This is a genomic window from Pseudomonas sp. VI4.1, from assembly GCF_002029345.1.
Taxonomy (GTDB): Bacteria; Pseudomonadota; Gammaproteobacteria; order Pseudomonadales; family Pseudomonadaceae; genus Aquipseudomonas.
The window spans coordinates 43,823-58,457 of the sequence record NZ_MULM01000145.1 but is presented as its reverse complement, the minus strand read 5'-3'; the positions used below and the strand labels follow the sequence as shown (position 1 = coordinate 58,457).

16 protein-coding genes are annotated in these 14,635 nt (G+C 57.2%); 6 read left to right on the top strand and 10 right to left on the bottom strand.

Annotated features, from left to right (window positions below):
- Window positions 1-43 precede the first annotated feature (43 nt).
- Both BZ163_RS13215 and BZ163_RS13210 read right to left on the bottom strand, forming a co-directional pair.
- Window positions 44-772 carry a hypothetical protein gene (locus BZ163_RS13215; protein ID WP_128871286.1) on the bottom strand — a complete coding sequence of 243 codons (729 nt, stop codon included), beginning with the start codon at window positions 770-772 and terminating at the stop codon, window positions 44-46.
- A gap of 122 nt (window positions 773-894) precedes the next feature.
- The gene (locus tag BZ163_RS13210; RefSeq protein WP_128871285.1) at window positions 895-1,269 is read right to left on the bottom strand and encodes a Rap1a/Tai family immunity protein; all 375 of its coding nucleotides are present in this window, start codon (window positions 1,267-1,269) and stop codon (window positions 895-897) included.
- 142 nt (window positions 1,270-1,411) lie between these two features.
- Here BZ163_RS13210 and BZ163_RS34820 point away from each other — a divergent pair, with 142 nt between their 5' ends.
- Together BZ163_RS34820 and BZ163_RS13205 are read left to right on the top strand one after the other, a co-directional pair.
- A complete protein-coding gene (locus BZ163_RS34820) occupies window positions 1,412-1,564 on the top strand; it encodes a hypothetical protein (protein WP_168187355.1) in 153 nt (50 codons plus the stop codon).
- Between the two features lie 53 nt (window positions 1,565-1,617).
- Window positions 1,618-2,124, top strand: coding sequence for a hypothetical protein (locus tag BZ163_RS13205; protein ID WP_128871284.1), 507 nt, complete (start codon window positions 1,618-1,620; stop codon window positions 2,122-2,124).
- Between the two features lie 66 nt (window positions 2,125-2,190).
- Here the strand turns inward: BZ163_RS13205 and BZ163_RS13200 are convergent, their stop codons facing one another.
- The 6 genes from BZ163_RS13200 to BZ163_RS13175 form a co-directional block, all read right to left on the bottom strand.
- A complete protein-coding gene (locus BZ163_RS13200; RefSeq protein WP_128871283.1) occupies window positions 2,191-2,982 on the bottom strand; it encodes a hypothetical protein in 792 nt (263 codons plus the stop codon).
- Window positions 2,979-3,845 (bottom strand): hypothetical protein, encoded by an 867-nt coding sequence (locus tag BZ163_RS13195; RefSeq protein WP_128871282.1) that lies wholly within the window; start codon window positions 3,843-3,845, stop codon window positions 2,979-2,981. Before BZ163_RS13195 ends, BZ163_RS13200 begins: the two co-directional genes overlap by 4 nt.
- Window positions 3,846-3,932: 87 nt before the next feature.
- Window positions 3,933-4,244, bottom strand: a complete 312-nt coding sequence (locus BZ163_RS13190; protein WP_128871281.1) for a hypothetical protein — start codon at window positions 4,242-4,244, stop codon at window positions 3,933-3,935.
- A gap of 81 nt (window positions 4,245-4,325) precedes the next feature.
- Complete coding sequence (locus BZ163_RS13185) at window positions 4,326-4,892, bottom strand: hypothetical protein (RefSeq protein ID WP_128871280.1); 567 nt, start codon at window positions 4,890-4,892, stop codon at window positions 4,326-4,328.
- 38 nt (window positions 4,893-4,930) lie between these two features.
- Window positions 4,931-6,253, bottom strand: a complete 1,323-nt coding sequence (locus BZ163_RS13180) for a site-specific integrase (protein ID WP_128871279.1) — start codon at window positions 6,251-6,253, stop codon at window positions 4,931-4,933.
- Window positions 6,254-6,618: 365 nt separating this feature from the next.
- Window positions 6,619-7,371 (bottom strand): ABC transporter substrate-binding protein, encoded by a 753-nt coding sequence (locus BZ163_RS13175; RefSeq protein ID WP_128871278.1) that lies wholly within the window; start codon window positions 7,369-7,371, stop codon window positions 6,619-6,621.
- Window positions 7,372-7,514: 143 nt separating this feature from the next.
- On the opposite strand from BZ163_RS13175, the gene dnaX reads away from it, so the two are divergent.
- Window positions 7,515-9,611, top strand: a complete 2,097-nt coding sequence (dnaX, locus tag BZ163_RS13170) for a DNA polymerase III subunit gamma/tau (RefSeq protein WP_128871277.1) — start codon at window positions 7,515-7,517, stop codon at window positions 9,609-9,611.
- 66 nt (window positions 9,612-9,677) lie between these two features.
- Complete coding sequence (locus tag BZ163_RS13165) at window positions 9,678-10,016, top strand: YbaB/EbfC family nucleoid-associated protein (protein ID WP_128871276.1); 339 nt, start codon at window positions 9,678-9,680, stop codon at window positions 10,014-10,016.
- 189 nt (window positions 10,017-10,205) lie between these two features.
- Here BZ163_RS13165 and BZ163_RS13160 read toward each other — a convergent pair whose 3' ends face one another.
- Window positions 10,206-11,696: an aldehyde dehydrogenase gene (locus BZ163_RS13160; RefSeq protein WP_128871275.1), complete on the bottom strand. Its 1,491-nt coding sequence runs from the start codon at window positions 11,694-11,696 to the stop codon at window positions 10,206-10,208.
- A gap of 273 nt (window positions 11,697-11,969) precedes the next feature.
- On the opposite strand from BZ163_RS13160, the gene BZ163_RS13155 reads away from it, so the two are divergent.
- A complete protein-coding gene (locus BZ163_RS13155; protein ID WP_128871274.1) occupies window positions 11,970-12,224 on the top strand; it encodes a DUF1652 domain-containing protein in 255 nt (84 codons plus the stop codon).
- Between the two features lie 50 nt (window positions 12,225-12,274).
- On the opposite strand, the gene BZ163_RS13150 is transcribed toward BZ163_RS13155, so the two are convergent.
- A complete protein-coding gene (locus tag BZ163_RS13150; RefSeq protein WP_128871273.1) occupies window positions 12,275-12,631 on the bottom strand; it encodes a hypothetical protein in 357 nt (118 codons plus the stop codon).
- Between the two features lie 342 nt (window positions 12,632-12,973).
- Between BZ163_RS13150 and peaA the strand changes: the two genes are divergently transcribed.
- Window positions 12,974-14,554, top strand: coding sequence for a quinohemoprotein amine dehydrogenase subunit alpha (gene peaA, locus BZ163_RS13145; RefSeq protein ID WP_128871272.1), 1,581 nt, complete (start codon window positions 12,974-12,976; stop codon window positions 14,552-14,554).
- Window positions 14,555-14,635: the final 81 nt, after the last annotated feature.

Here is a 14,635-nt window from a genome sequence, read left to right as displayed (position 1 = left end):
ATAGGAACGGCGTTGTGGCTGCATGAAAGACCCTCTTAAAAGGCTAGAAGTGGTGTCCACTTAAATTGAGGTGGACACCATCGCCTTTGGCGGTGGGGTCAGGAAGGTGTGTTTGCTGGCCGGTTACGAGCTTTTGGAGGCTGCCCAATTTGAGAGTGTATTTGGGATGGTCTTCTAGTGTGGGTGCTGCCACGTCTTCAACCGGCCTAATCCGAACACCCACGTTCTCTACACGAAGAGCATCCCCTCGGGCGAAGGCAAGCCGATACTCAGCTTGATAGGCATAGTCAGTGGTCTTCCGCATGACCATCCGCTCAGGCACTGCCCACTCAGCCAGCGGCTCTGTTTTCGGTGAGTAGTAGTCAACCATTCCATGCAGCAGGCGACCTTGTTTCACCCATTTACGAAGCTGTAGCGCCGTGCGAATACGGGCGAGAAAAAGGGCTGGCTCTATGATCTCTACGCAGACGTCAGCCGTGAACTTGGTTGCCAGTCTGGGCGATAGCTCCTTGCTCATGCAGAAGACGAAGATGTCACGGTCTTGGGCAGTCGATACAAACGTTCCTTGGCGTGACGATGTTTCACCTGTTGTCGTGTTCGTCACTATGAGACCGCCGCTAGGGCTGAATACTCGCTTACCTTCGTTTCGATCTCCGCGAGCCTGCATTTCCTCGTAGTTGCTGTAGTACGACAAGGAGCGGAAGAGGACTTCGCCTCTGCCAACAAAGGCATCGAGGTAGCGAGAAGGGAGGTACTTGAACAGACGGTCCAATGTGGCACCTGATGACTGAGGAGTTGAGTTAATTGTTGGCGCTGGGAAGAGCCCTCGGCCTGTTTACATCGAAGCCCGAAAAAAATAGCGGGCGATGGTTAGGCTGTGGACAGTGATTTACGTCACTTGGAGCAGGGGTATGCAGCCTTGAACGCCTCAATCGAAAGCATTGCCCCACTTTGATGCAATGAAGCAGGATGCTCAGACATGTAGCGGGTAACAATCCTCACCGCCTGTCCGTACTGGATACCGCTTTCCGGGAAGCATGCCTTTGCCTCTTTTGGGAGGTCGTAATAGAGGGCGGTCATGGTGTCCATAACGGCACCCACCGTGCCGAAACAGCTTCCAGCGTTAAAGTCGGGAGGTGACTTAGGTGTTGTCTCCAGCATTTGAAGGCTTGCTTGGCATTGAGCCAGAAGAAGGTTTCCGTCAGCCATGGCAGCACCACCGCTTACCAACAGTCCCGCCATTGTCACCGAGCCAATCCATGCCTTCATGTTGTCTTCCTTCTGGGAGGAGGGCATGTTAACGGGTGCTGTGGCTCCCTGCCATCACGTTGGTCACTGGGGCATGGGTTCGATAGGAAACGGCCTTGGTTGGTAACATCGTTAATTCTGTACCGGGAATTAGGATTCGGTGATGACAACGCCTCACGCATGGAAGCACGGTTGGGCCGACGCCTACGCCTACCGAAACGGTGACATCGCCGAAGAGTTCCTTGATCTAGTGGTGAAGCCCACTGTGGCTGCACTGGAAAAAGACACCTTGAGCTTGCGACCAGTGACAACTTAGCGATTGCCGGTTTTGCAGCTAGTGACCATCGCGACCTGATCAACAAGACGAACATGGCGTTCTGCCTATCGATCCAATCTCTCTGGGAACAGCAAATTCGTAGGTATCTGATTGTCCTTGTCCAGACGTTGGGCATGGAAGGAGTGTCTGTTGCGAAGCTGGAGAAGATATCTTGGGGGAAAGACTTTGATCGCCTGTTCTTGAAGGTGCGAGGGCTGAGCTTGAGCGGTTTCAGCTCTTACAAGTTACTGGGCCTTCTGCACATGCTAGGGAATGCCTGTCGTCACGGTGATGGACCGTCTTCACGTGAGTTGTCTGCTGTCCATTCATACTTATGGCCCGAGTGGGCGCGGGAAGCAGCGTCAATCCAGCACCTGCAAATCCCACCAGAGCTTCTGGCAAGCTTTGTCGATGCCATCGTCTTGTTCTGGATGGACATGGACATTCTGGGTCTGGAGAGCTTAGTGAACAAGCAGCCCACCGTATCCGCAGAGGTTGAACGGCTACAGGCGCTACGTATTCCGTTGCTTGCCAACATCACACGTTCAGCCTGGAAGTGATGGTGAGGCTTAAGATGGGAAAGGCGGCAATGGGGGGCATGGGTTCTGTGGAAAGTGACCTTTGATCTAGTTAAGTATGTGCTCGGTAATAAACTCGCCTTCTATAGCGTTATAAAAATTGGTGTATTGCTGCACAAACATCGAGTTTGTATCGATAACCACTGCCTTCGCTTGGTTCTGCAAGCCAAATCGTGCCAATCGGTATATTACATCTCCAAGCTGGAAAATGATTTTTCCCGGCTCATTCGATGCGCTGGTAAGGTCTTTGCGATAGAGTATTATTGCACCTCGTTCGACATGCGTGAACCTGAAGTTCAGGTTGTATTCTAGTAGATGACACTTGTTGATCCACTCTGCAAGCTCGGTATCGCTGATGTCCTTGTTTGAAAGTGCTAGGTCGACCACCTGATCATACTCATTGTTCCATATGTCCAGCCATGTCCGATCCGCAATTGGCGAAAAATTCCCATCAGGATATCTGTTGGCAGGGAATAACTTGTCATATAGCTCGATGCGATCGCGAAACTTAATATTGAAATGTTTTTCCGTGTCGTTCAGTGTGTTTTCAAATGTATTGTAGTGGGCGGATGACATTTGAATGCTTGCAAAGATTCGAGAGTCTTTAACTGTTTGGCTGGCACTCTTGGCAGATTCGAAGGCAGCGATTGCCGCGACGGAGGTTGCTAGGGCGGCGATTATATTAAAAAGTGTTCCTATGTCGAAATCATTTTTCCACAGGAATGTTGTCTCAGGCAATAGTCCATATTGTGCGAGTAATCTTGCAAAGATAAATCCACACGCGAACAGTGCGGTGCAGCAGCTTATTAGGACCACCCATCCTTTTTCGTAAATTCTCATTGTCGGTTTTCCTCTGCTGTCGGGTGCGCTTGGATGCTCTCGACTATCAACTGTGCGTACTCGACTAGGAGGCTGAGGAAGTGGGGCACAGTATCGTGATAGCAGCCGTTGGGAGTTCCATCTTCATCAAATGCCTCATATTCTAGAAGGTCAATTAGATGGTCTTCACCGTGCAGAAAGAAATACGACTCGACGAAGGGGGTGTACGTTTTTCTGTCTATGTCCGGTAGTCGCTTCTGTATTCCATCCAAGAATATTTGCAAATCCTTACAGTAGCCACCGTTGTGAACGATCCGGTGTCTGAATTGTTCTATAAGGGCAAATAGAACTCTATAGTTAGTTTGTGTAGGGCCGTTCGTTTCGAATTTTGCAAAATGATCAGAGGAAGCACGGAAAGCGTCGAGCTGGATGAACGGCTCTCCGTATAGTTTCTTCAGGTAGTGATTGATTTCTCGTGAGTCCTCGTGCTTCCAGCCTTTGGGCTGTGTCCAGATGCTAATGCCCTCAACCCCGCAATAGGCATATGCTTTAACGACGAACTTTTCAAACTCTTCGAATCCTTCGGCAAGAAGCCAGTGGTACATCTTCAACTTTTGCAGCGTGTTAAACTCTAGTTGGTCTTCTAGTTTGAGTGGTTGAGCCTTAAGTGTGATGTCTTGCCCCGTTGAAGGTGATTGATAGCGAAAAAAAGAGACTTCTCCTTCCTTCTTGTTAAAGGCCCAGTCGGGCAGTTGTTCGTGAGTCTCTTTGATCTTCTTGTAATTCTCTGTGAATATCCCGTCCGCCTTGTACTTGTATTTGTTTAGCTTGCTGATTTTGATCGTGAGTAGCGAAAATGCATCTGTTAGGAAGTCATTAGTCAATTCTTCGTTCCTTGAAATGTTCTGTTAACAGGCAAGCTTACCGGGTGTACAGGCTGGCTGCCATTACGTCACCCGGAAGACCTGGGGCTAAGCCTTGGGTTTTCCCGAGTGATCGCCGTAGGCGTAGCCCATCCGAGAAGTTTCCCGTTCTCTATCCCGGTTGTACATGTCACTGGGTGTCCACTTCAACCGTTCGTGTTCAATCTTCAATGCTGCCAGCTCTGTAGAGCTATCCCGGTACATGACGATCAACCGGGCGATGTTCTGGTGAGCCTTTCGCATGTCTTTCTGTGTCATCTCAAGCTCCGCACACAGCAAATCGCAGTGGTGCTTCAACATCTCTTCACGGGTGGGCATTCCTAGCTCAAACCCGCTGTCGTCGATCAAATCGTCTTCCATCACATACGCACCACAAGCTGTATGTTTGTACAGTATAGTGGCGATCGGTAATGTTCAATCTGCTGGTGATGGGTGGTGATCTCACGCTTTCGGAGTGTCCTTACACTGGCGTTGGCTGTACTGGTCATTGATGTCACTGAGTAGGCCGTCAAAGGCACGCACCAACCATACGAAGCCATTCTTGTGGGCCTCCCACTCGGAGTCTTCTATCCGCAGTTCTTCTGCCGACTTCGGATGGACCAGACGATCCCTAATTTTGAGTGTCGGTTTTACATTGCACCAGTCAGTTCCACCGCCTAAGTCCCGCTCGGGTACCTTGAATACTTTAGCTACGAGCTTGATTGTCTCCTTGACGTTCTTGAGTGTGTCCGTTCGCTCGTCCTCAAGGAACTCAGCTTGCCTAGGTTCGAGCTCGTATGCACCAGCATCCACGATAATCGAGGTCATGTGTTTGAGTGCATACGTAATGGCTTCAACGTAGGCCCACGAAGCACGAACAAGATTACGCCGAAGCACCTGATTGCTATGATCATCTTTAAACACGTCGAGAAGTGCATCCAAGTCCTCCCGCAAGATGGAGTTCATGCTCAGTAGGTTTTCCAGCGCCTTGTCGAAGTCATCACAAGCGGTGTGCAAATCGGTGGTCATGCGGCACCTTCTGGCGACAGTACGACGCTGGCTGATGTCTAGAGTGGAGTATCCAAGGTAGTGTTGAAGGGTTTTATATGCATGAGTGCTTCCACCATCGCTCTCAACGGTATCCTGCTCCCATAAATACCGAACGTCACAGCACTGTCTTCGTGTCCCGCGATTCGCTTGATCAGTGAGTCCTGTACCCCGGCGTCCCGCAGTTCATCGATCAACGTATGCCGGAAACTGTGGAATGTCTTCCTCGGGTCGGTGATGCCCAGGTTGGTTTTGTACCGACCGAACCACTTCGATGGGGCGTGGCCCAGTTTCCCCCTCACGGCTTCCAGTTCAGGGAACAGACGATTTGTTCCGGTGCTCCTGACTGACTCAACATGCTGCAACAGCCCTAGGTCGATCAGTGCAGGGTGCAAGGGGAGCATGCGTCGGCTGCTGGAGTTCTTCAGGTTCTGACCTTCGCGGCTGTCATCGATACGGATGCACGGGATGCCCTGTTGTTCGATGAAGTCATCCACACGTAGTTGGCAGAGTTCTTCCAGCCGAGCCCCTGTGGCACGCCCCAGCAGCGGCAACCAGTAACGCCATGGATGCTTACGGGCTTCTGCTTTGAGTGCAGCCAAATCCAGCAGGGTCGTCAGATCGTGTCGATCAAAGGACAATCGTGCCTCCTTGGCCGATCCCGTCATCACTTTCATGCCCACCAGTGGGTTGTCCGCGATGTACCCGTTCGCCTTGCACCAGTTGAGGAAAGCAGAGAGTTTACGTAACCGGTTGTTCACCGTGACTGCCGTGATGGTCTTGTAAGTGCTACCCGAATCGACAACTTGTCTCAACGTCTTACCTTCATATTCAGGACGTAGGCCGAAGTATTGCGGGCAACGGCTCAACCGTTCTTTCAGCAGTCTGGCTTGTTGTGTGTCGAACGCCTCGACGGGCATGTCGCCCATGAGCTCGAACAGATCACGCAGAGCACGTTCTACCTCGAAGGTGCTGACCTCCCGCCACGTACCACCGCGTTTTCCTTCTTCTATATAGAGCTTGGACAAGGTGGTTAGGGTAGGGCCATCGCTGTTCCGCATCACAGCATTGGTTGGCGCCTTCCGTGCAGCAGGTTGGATTGTTGTTAAGGGGGCAGAGTCTCGCCACTCCGAACACAACCTACGCAGCGTCTGGAGGTCTGTCATCGGGTGTTCAAATAGGTGGTTGAGCACTTGCTGAGCCAGTGAGCTGGCGAGGAATAATGCAGCCTGACGCTCTCGCAAGTTCAAGCACATACGCAGGGTGTGACGATTCGGAAACAGATGCTTGGGCAATCGAATGTTCAGGTAGTAGCCGGACTGGCGGCGGACGATATAGGCCATGAGTGGAACACCAAAGTGGAACAGCAGAGTGGAACAATGCTGACCACACCCCAGAGCGTTGACTGCCCGTGCGGGGAGTTCGCACGGTAGATATCCTGCAACCTCCAAAGCCTGAAACCCTTATCCCTCAAGGCCCGCAACGATTACCGAGCATGCTGGCATGCCACCTGGTCAGATCCGGAAGGAAGCAGCCACAGCGGGAACATTGTGTGCCGGGGTGTGGCTGGTGGGGTTACCACCTTAACGAACCGCGGATCTCCTTCGCATTGTCTGTTCAAAACTACTTCCTGTTGCTCTGCCATGGATATTGTCCAAGGCGGATTTTTGTCGTTGGCGATTTTTGAAATCGCAGCCAAAAATCCGGGCTATGGGTTGGCTCCGGGCGCGGCACCGACATAGAGCCGGATAATGTCATCGATCTCCCCGGACATTTTCATCCGCAGCAATGTGCGCAGTATGCGTTGCACAGGTACTTTCGGATCATTGCGCACGTAGCAACCGACACTCTGCACCTGTAGCACCGCCACGCCCTGCAATTGCTGATCGGGCAACAGACGCTGATTGAACCAGTCCAGGGTCCATTGGTTGCTCACGGCATAGCGATAGCGTCCGGCCAGCAGTTTCTCCAGCACCTGTTCCTGATTGCGCGCGTCTTCGCGCAGCAGCCGTCCCGTGTCGAACAGCGGTTGCAGGGTCGGGTAGCTGTAGCCGTGGACTGTGCCGATGGATTGTCGTGACAAGTGCGCCGCAACCACGGCGGTCAGCGGGTCGGGTCGGCTGATCAGCATGTCGGGCTGGGTCCAGAGCGGAATGCTCCAGATGTAGTCGCCGGACTGGTTCGGCTGCCAGGACTGCGCGGCATAGCAGCGAACGTCGACCTCGCCGTGTTCCATGGCGTTTTGCACCCGCGCCCTGGGCAAGACGTGAAATTCGGCCGGTACCCCGACCTGGGTCGCCAGGCTGACCATCACGTCATGCAAAATACCCTGGGTCGGGCGGCCGCGTTCCAGTTGGACCATCGGCATTGCCCAACTGTCGGGCAACACGAAGCGCAGCGGCGCTTCGGCGCCCGCCGAACTCCAGCTCATCAACAGTAATGCCCCCAAGGCGAGCCGCATAAACGCTCCGGTCCTGAACAATCCCTGGCCGATAAAAGCCCTCGAAGTGCATCTTAGCCAGATTAGACGAGCACACCGGATGCAATTTCGGCCTTGCTCCGCTAGCATTAGCCGCTTCTGTTCCTTAGTTGCGACGGTTTTCGATGAGTTATCAGGTTCTTGCACGTAAATGGCGTCCGCGCTCGTTCGGCGAAATGGTCGGCCAGACCCATGTGCTCAAGGCTCTGATCAATGCCTTGGACAGCCAGCGGCTGCACCATGCCTATCTGTTCACCGGTACCCGCGGCGTGGGCAAGACCACCATCGCGCGGATCATCGCCAAATGCCTGAACTGTGAAACAGGTATCACGTCGACGCCTTGCGGCGAGTGCTCGGTGTGCCGCGAGATCGATGAAGGCCGTTTCGTCGACCTGATCGAAATCGACGCCGCGAGCCGGACCAAGGTCGAAGACACCCGCGAGCTGCTCGACAATGTGCAGTACGCCCCGAGTCGCGGGCGGTTCAAGGTCTACCTGATCGACGAAGTGCACATGCTGTCCAGCCATTCCTTCAATGCGCTGTTGAAAACCCTCGAAGAGCCGCCGCCCTACGTCAAGTTCATCCTGGCCACCACCGACCCGCAGAAACTTCCTGCAACGATTCTGTCGCGATGCCTGCAGTTCTCCCTGAAAAACATGACGCCGGAGCGCGTGGTCGAGCATTTGACCCACGTGTTGAGTGTCGAGAACGTGCCGTTCGAAGACGATGCGCTGTGGCTGCTGGGCCGCGCCGCCGATGGGTCGATGCGCGATGCCATGAGCCTGACCGACCAGGCGATCGCGTTTGGTGAAGGCAAGGTCATGGCCGCCGACGTGCGGGCGATGCTCGGCACGCTCGATCACGGCCAGGTCTACGACGTTTTGCATGCGCTGATCGAGGGCGACGCCAAGGCGTTGCTCGAAGCCGTGCGTCACCTGGCTGAACAAGGCCCGGACTGGAACGGCGTGCTCTCGGAAATTCTCAACGTGCTACACCGCGTCGCTATTGCCCAGGCCTTGCCTGAAGGCGTCGACAACGGTCACGGCGACCGCGATCGGGTGTTGGCACTGGCCCAGGCACTGCCTGCCGAAGACGTGCAGTTCTACTACCAGATGGGCCTGATCGGTCGCCGCGATTTGCCGCTGGCGCCGGACCCCCGGGGTGGTTTCGAAATGGTCCTGTTGCGCATGCTCGCGTTCCGGCCGGCAGACACCGCCGACGCCCCGAGGCAGCCGCTAAAGACAGTAGGGATCAGCCAGGCCACAGTTGATTCCGCCCATTCAGTGGCTGCCGCGCGAGTGGTTGCGCCGGTAGCGGCTGTGGCAGTTGCACCAGTCGTCTCTGCGCCGGTTGCGCCGGTAGTTGATCCAGCTCCAGCTCCAGCTCAAGCTCCGGTGCAGGCAGCCGTTGCACCGATCGTTGTGCCGGAGCCGATTATTGAGGCGGTAGCGGTCGAGGCCGTCGTCGACCTGCCTTGGAACGACCCGGTAGAACCTGAAGTCGTCCAGCAGCCCGCGGTCGAACCGGTTCTGGAAACGGCTGCTGAACAACCCGAATTGCCGCCGATGCCACTACCGACGCCCGACAGCGTCGTGCCGGACGCCCCGGAGTGGGCCGCTGCGCCGATCCCGGAACCCTCCGTGAGCGAAGTCGAGGCGGCGACGCCGGGCATGGACCAGGACGACGAGCCGCCGCTGGACGAGGATTACATCGAGCCGGACATCGATTCGTCCTACAGTTACCTGGACGAGCTGGCCAGCGAGCATGCCGCCGAGCCGGCTCCGGAGCCCGAACCGGAACCGGCCGCCATGCCGGCGACCGGCCTGGCCCTGCAGTGGCTGGAGCTGTTCCCGAAATTGCCGATCTCCGGCATGACCGGTAGCATCGCCGCCAACTGCACCCTGATCGCGGTCGATGGCGACAACTGGCTGTTGCACCTGGACCCGGCCCACAGCGCCTTGTTCAACGCGACCCAGCAACGTCGCCTCAACGATGCGCTGAACCAGCATCACGGGCGCACGTTGACCCTGCGCATGGAGCTGATCAAGCCCGAGCAGGAAACGCCGGCCCAGGCCGCGTCCCGCCGTCGTGTCAATCGTCAGCGCGAGGCCGAGGAATCGATCCATGGTGATCCGTTCATCCAGCAAATGATGCAGCAGTTCGGTGCGGTGGTCCGTAACGATACTATTGAACCTGTCGACGCCCTGGTCAGTCAGGGCTAATAACTGAAGGCGTTTGGCCCCAATGGCTGGACACTGTTTTTATCCAAGTACTTTGAGGTGATTACCATGATGAAGGGTGGCATGGCCGGCCTGATGAAGCAGGCGCAGCAGATGCAGGAAAAAATGGCCAAGATGCAGGAAGAACTGGCCAACGCCGAAGTGATCGGTAAAGCCGGCGGCGACATGGTCACCGTGGTCATGACCGGTCGTCACGACGTCAAGCGCGTGACCATCGACCCAAGCCTGGTCGAAGGCTTGAGCGAAGACGACAAGGAAATGCTGGAAGCGGTATTCGCCGCCGCCGTCAACGATGCCGTGCGCAAGATCGAAGCCAACAGCCAGGACAAGATGGGCAACATGACCGCGGGCATGCAACTGCCACCGGGGATGAAACTGCCGTTCTGACGCGTTATACCTGAACAAACACGCCCCCCCCTGTAGGAGCGAGCTTGCTCGCGAAGGACGTCAACGATAACGCGTTCCATCCTGAATAAACGCGTCGCCATTGAGACCATCGCGAGCAAGCTCGCTCCTACAGAGGGCGCGTTCGCTCAGGTCGAACGCGTTATCGTTGCCATTCCCTCAGATAGCGGGTCACAGCTTGATCAACACCGACTTCAACTCGGTGTAATGCTCGATCGCCGCATACCCCATCTCTCGCCCGACCCCCGACATCTTGTACCCGCCGAACGGCAGCGCCGGGTCCAGGGCACTGTGACAGTTGACCCACACCGAACCCGACTTGATCCGCGGAATCATCCGGTGGACCGCCGCCAGGTCATTGGACCAGACGCTCGCGCCCAACCCATAGGGACTGTCATTGGCCATGCGCAACGCATCGGCTTCGTCGTCGAACGGAATCGCCACCAGCACCGGGCCGAAGATTTCTTCCTGCACCAGCGAGTGCTTCTGATCGACATCGACAATCACCGTCGGCTTGACGAAGAACCCCGGCCCGAACTGCTCGCCGCCGCAGGCGATGGTCGCGCCACTTTCCCGGCCCATTTCGATGTAACGGTAAACCCGCTCCTGCTGGCGCGCCGAGATCAACGGCCCCATCTCGACGCTCGGGTCCAGGCCGTTGCCGAGCTTCATGGCGTTGGCGATGTCGGCGATGTCCGCCACGACATTGTCGAAGTGCTTGCGCTGCACATACAGCCTGGACCCGGCACAGCACACCTGGCCCTGATTGAAGAAAATCGCGCTGGCGGCGCCCGCGGCGGCGGTCTTGAGGTCGGCATCGGCCATGACGATGGTAGGGGATTTGCCGCCCAGTTCCAGGGTAACCCGGGTCATGGAGTCCATCGCGATCTTGCCGATCTGCTTGCCCACGGCGGTGGAACCGGTGAAGGTCAGCTTGTCCACCAGCGGGTTGTGGGTCAGCGCCGAGCCTGCAGTGATGCCCGTGCCGGTCACCACGTTGAATACGCCTTCGGGATAACCGGCTTCCAGCACCAGTTCGGCCAGCTTGAGCGCGGTCAACGGGGTTTCGTCGGCGGGCTTGAGCACCACGGTGCAGCCGGTGGCCAGGGCCGGGCCGAGTTTCCAGCAGGCCAGCAGCAGCGGGAAGTTCCAGGCGACGATCGCGCCGACCACGCCCACGGCTTCGCGACGGATGAAACTGTGGAACTGATCGTTGGGCATCAACGGCATCGACACTTCGACGCTGGAACCTTCGATCTTGGTCGCCCAGCCGGCCATGTAGCGCAGGAAGTCGATGGACAGCTGCACGTCCATGACCTGGGACACCGCGGCACTTTTGCCGTTGTTCAGGCATTCCAGTTGCGCCAGCAGTTCGGCGTCGCGCTCCATCAGGTCGGCGAGTTTCCACAGCAGGTTCTGCCGCTCCCGCGGCCGGGTGCGGGTCCAGGCCGAATCGTCGAACGCCTGGCGGGCGGCAAGTACGGCGCGGTCGACATCTTCAGGTGTGGCCCGTGGCACCACGCACAGCACTTCGCCGGTGGCCGGGTTGTGCAGGGGCATGGTCTGACCGTCGGCGGCTTCGACCCAGTCACCGCCGATAAGCATGCGCGGGGCGCGCTGGATGAATGCCGAGGTGGCGGGAAGCAGATAGGGGAGGGACATGGCGAGGCCTCTTGTTGTTCGTGAGAACAGCGCTTTCGCAATGGCTGTGCCAAGTGCCCGCAAAGTGCCAGGCCGCCCTTTGTCGGCGGGGTTCAGGGGCACTCAAAGGGATCGAGGGGCGGCGGGACTGTTGCAAATTGCGACAATATGAGACGACGAGCAACCGGGTTGCGACCTTGAGGGTCTCATTATTGAGGAATAGAATTTTCTGGCTCGGTGGATGAAATGACGAACTGTTCATCCGGCAACCTATCTGGCGCGAGGGAGGTAGTAATGTTCCTTTCAACCCTGGAAATTCAAAACATCATCGAACACCAAATGCTGCCCGCCGTGTGCACGTGCGTCATGGAGGCAGACCAGTCCCTGACTATTCGGGTCTGCGACTGCATGACTGGCCAAGTGGACCTGGTGGCGACCCATGTGCCCCTGTGGACACTGGACAGTCCCCATGCCATCGCCTCGCTGGTGGCGGACATGCGACAGGAAATCGAGGCGCACAAGAGTATTCACCCCACCTATAGCATCTGAATGGGCGTTAGGCCGCACCGTCGGGATCCGGTGCGGCCTGCGCTGATCGATCAGCTGGAAAACTGCCGGTAAATCTCATCATAGGTGCTGCCATTCACGGCAGCGAGCAGCTTCCTGTCATCCTTGAGCGTCGCCAGAAAAGTCACTTCGGTTTCCTTGCCGGCCAACATGAAACCGGCAATGGCCCCGATGGGACCGAGCAGCATGGCGCCGGCGACGCCGAAGCCGATGGCATCCTTGATGTTGTTGATCGAGCCCTCGTTGGCCACTTCTACGCTCTTGAATGAAGAGAGCGCCAGGGTAATGCCGGGCCACGGGTGAAGCGCCGTCCTGAGGGTGAAAACGCCGTCCCTGTACTCTCCATCACCCTGCAGAAAGTCCCCCGCCAGGACAGTGATGCTTGCCATTTTGTATCCCCTGTCGGCAATCGGTGAATACCCATTTCGCACCTGCGCCGGGTTGTCGTCAATCGTCGGCCGATGAACTGTTCCGGCGGCGGCAACTATGCTGTCTCAGAGTGCTACACCTGTCGCGATATTAGACGCCGTCGATCTCGTCCAGCCGCGACTCGCAGGCCTTGTCCTCACGTAACTGCTTGATAGAAAAGGTTATCGGCAAGCTGGCACGCTCCGTGTATTGCTCATCTCAGACGTTTCTCTTGCCTCCGTCAGCGGTCCGCCGCCGACGGCAGAAACCATAAAAACGAGAAGCCACAAAAATAAGAAAGCACCGTGCGAGGTTCGACGTTGATGAAGAGAAAACTCCGATCAGGCCTGAGCGCCAGCTTGCTGGCAGTGGCGGCCTGTGTGGCGCTGCATTCGCCATACAGCCTGGCAGCTCGCGACGCCCAGACCATCCTCAAGGAAACCTGTCAGGGCTGTCATACCCCCGAAGCCGACAATGCCCTGAGCCGTATCAGTCACCAGCGCAAGACCCCGGAAGGCTGGCTGATGAGCATCGCCCGCATGCAGGTCATGCATGGATTGCAGATCAGCGATGACGACCGCCGCACCCTGGTCAAATACCTGGCCGACACCCAAGGCCTGGCACCCAGTGAAACGGACGGCGTGCGTTATGCCTTGGAGCGGCGGCTCAATACCGTCGAGAAATTCGATGACCAGACCAGCCAGATGTGCGGCCGCTGCCACTCCGGTGCGCGGGTTGCCCTGCAACGGCGTCCGGCCCAGGAATGGGAGCGTCTGGTGAATTTCCATCTCGGCCAATGGCCGTCCCTGGAATACCAGGCCCTGTCCCGTGACCGCGACTGGTTCGACCTGGCCCGCAAGGAAATGGTGCCGCTGTTGGCCAAGCGTTATCCGCTGGACAACCCGGCCTGGAAAAAATGGCAGGCCGGCGCGCCGAAAGCCGAGACGTTGGTGGGCGACTGGAGCTTCAGTGGCCACTTGCCAGGCAAAGGCGAGCTGGCGGGGGTGATGAGCGTCACCGCCGATGCGGGAGACACGTTCAAGGTCAGCGTCAAAGGCCAATACGCCGACGGCAGCCCGTTCAACGGCGACGGCAGCGCGATTCTCTACACCGGCTACGAATGGCGTGGCAACGTGACCATCGACGGCGTGACCATGCGCCAGGTGTTCGCCGCCCAAGGCAACGCGATGCAGGGCCGGATGTTCGAGGCCGAGCACGATGAGCGCGGTCTCGACTTTGTCGCCGCCAAGCAGGGCAGCAGTCGTTTGCTGGCGGTGCAGCCGGGTTACCTGAAGGCTGGCGCCGAGACTGAAGTCACCCTGATCGGCAGCGGTCTCACCGGCAAGCCAGACTTTGGCAAAGGTGTGACAGTGGTCGAAGTCGTCGAGCAGACCCCGGAACGGATCAAGGTCAGGCTCAAGGCCGCTGCCAATGCCCAGCCAGGCCTGCGCAACGTCACCGTCGGCACGCTGAAAGGCGCGACCCTGTCGGTCTACAGCAAGATTGCCCAAGTCAAGGTCGTGCCCGCATTCTCGGTGGCGCGAGTCGGGGACGGCGGTGGCTCGACGCCGAAAGTCCAGGGCAGGTTCGATGCCGAAGCCTGGGGCAAGGGCACCGATGGCAAGCCGTTCCGTATCGGCGTATTCCCGGCGCAGTGGTCGGTCGAAGCCTTCGACGATCGGGCCAGGGAAGATGAAGACGTCAAGTTTGCCGGCACCATGCAGGCTGACGCCGGCGTGTTCACACCGGGCGATGCCGGGCCGAACCCGCAACGCAAAATGTCCACCAACAATGCCGGCAACCTCAAGGTGATCGCCGCTGTCGACGACGCAGGGAAATCCCTGACCGGCGAAGGCCAGATGATCGTCACCGTGCAACGCTGGAACAATCCACCCATTCCATGAGTTGGCCGATTCCATCGGTTTTCAGACACTTTTCGGAATGACCGCAAGCCCCGTCAAACGGGGGTTGCACAGGAGGTTTGC

Bases quoted from the DNA above. Each gene is read 5' to 3' on its own strand.
- BZ163_RS13200 (WP_128871283.1), bottom strand. From the start codon at position 2,982: ATGAGAATTTACGAAAAAGGATGGGTGGTCCTAATAAGCTGCTGCACC.
- BZ163_RS13185 (WP_128871280.1), bottom strand. From the start codon at position 4,892: ATGACCACCGATTTGCACACCGCTTGTGATGACTTCGACAAGGCGCTG.
- peaA (WP_128871272.1), top strand. From the start codon at position 12,974: ATGAAGAGAAAACTCCGATCAGGCCTGAGCGCCAGCTTGCTGGCAGTG.
- BZ163_RS13150 (WP_128871273.1), bottom strand. From the start codon at position 12,631: ATGGCAAGCATCACTGTCCTGGCGGGGGACTTTCTGCAGGGTGATGGA.
- BZ163_RS13160 (WP_128871275.1), bottom strand. From the start codon at position 11,696: ATGTCCCTCCCCTATCTGCTTCCCGCCACCTCGGCATTCATCCAGCGC.
- BZ163_RS13190 (WP_128871281.1), bottom strand. From the start codon at position 4,244: ATGGAAGACGATTTGATCGACGACAGCGGGTTTGAGCTAGGAATGCCC.
- BZ163_RS13155 (WP_128871274.1), top strand. From the start codon at position 11,970: ATGTTCCTTTCAACCCTGGAAATTCAAAACATCATCGAACACCAAATG.
- BZ163_RS13165 (WP_128871276.1), top strand. From the start codon at position 9,678: ATGATGAAGGGTGGCATGGCCGGCCTGATGAAGCAGGCGCAGCAGATG.
- dnaX (WP_128871277.1), top strand. From the start codon at position 7,515: ATGAGTTATCAGGTTCTTGCACGTAAATGGCGTCCGCGCTCGTTCGGC.
- BZ163_RS34820 (WP_168187355.1), top strand. From the start codon at position 1,412: ATGACAACGCCTCACGCATGGAAGCACGGTTGGGCCGACGCCTACGCC.
- BZ163_RS13175 (WP_128871278.1), bottom strand. From the start codon at position 7,371: ATGCGGCTCGCCTTGGGGGCATTACTGTTGATGAGCTGGAGTTCGGCG.
- BZ163_RS13180 (WP_128871279.1), bottom strand. From the start codon at position 6,253: ATGGCCTATATCGTCCGCCGCCAGTCCGGCTACTACCTGAACATTCGA.
- BZ163_RS13210 (WP_128871285.1), bottom strand. From the start codon at position 1,269: ATGAAGGCATGGATTGGCTCGGTGACAATGGCGGGACTGTTGGTAAGC.
- BZ163_RS13205 (WP_128871284.1), top strand. From the start codon at position 1,618: ATGGCGTTCTGCCTATCGATCCAATCTCTCTGGGAACAGCAAATTCGT.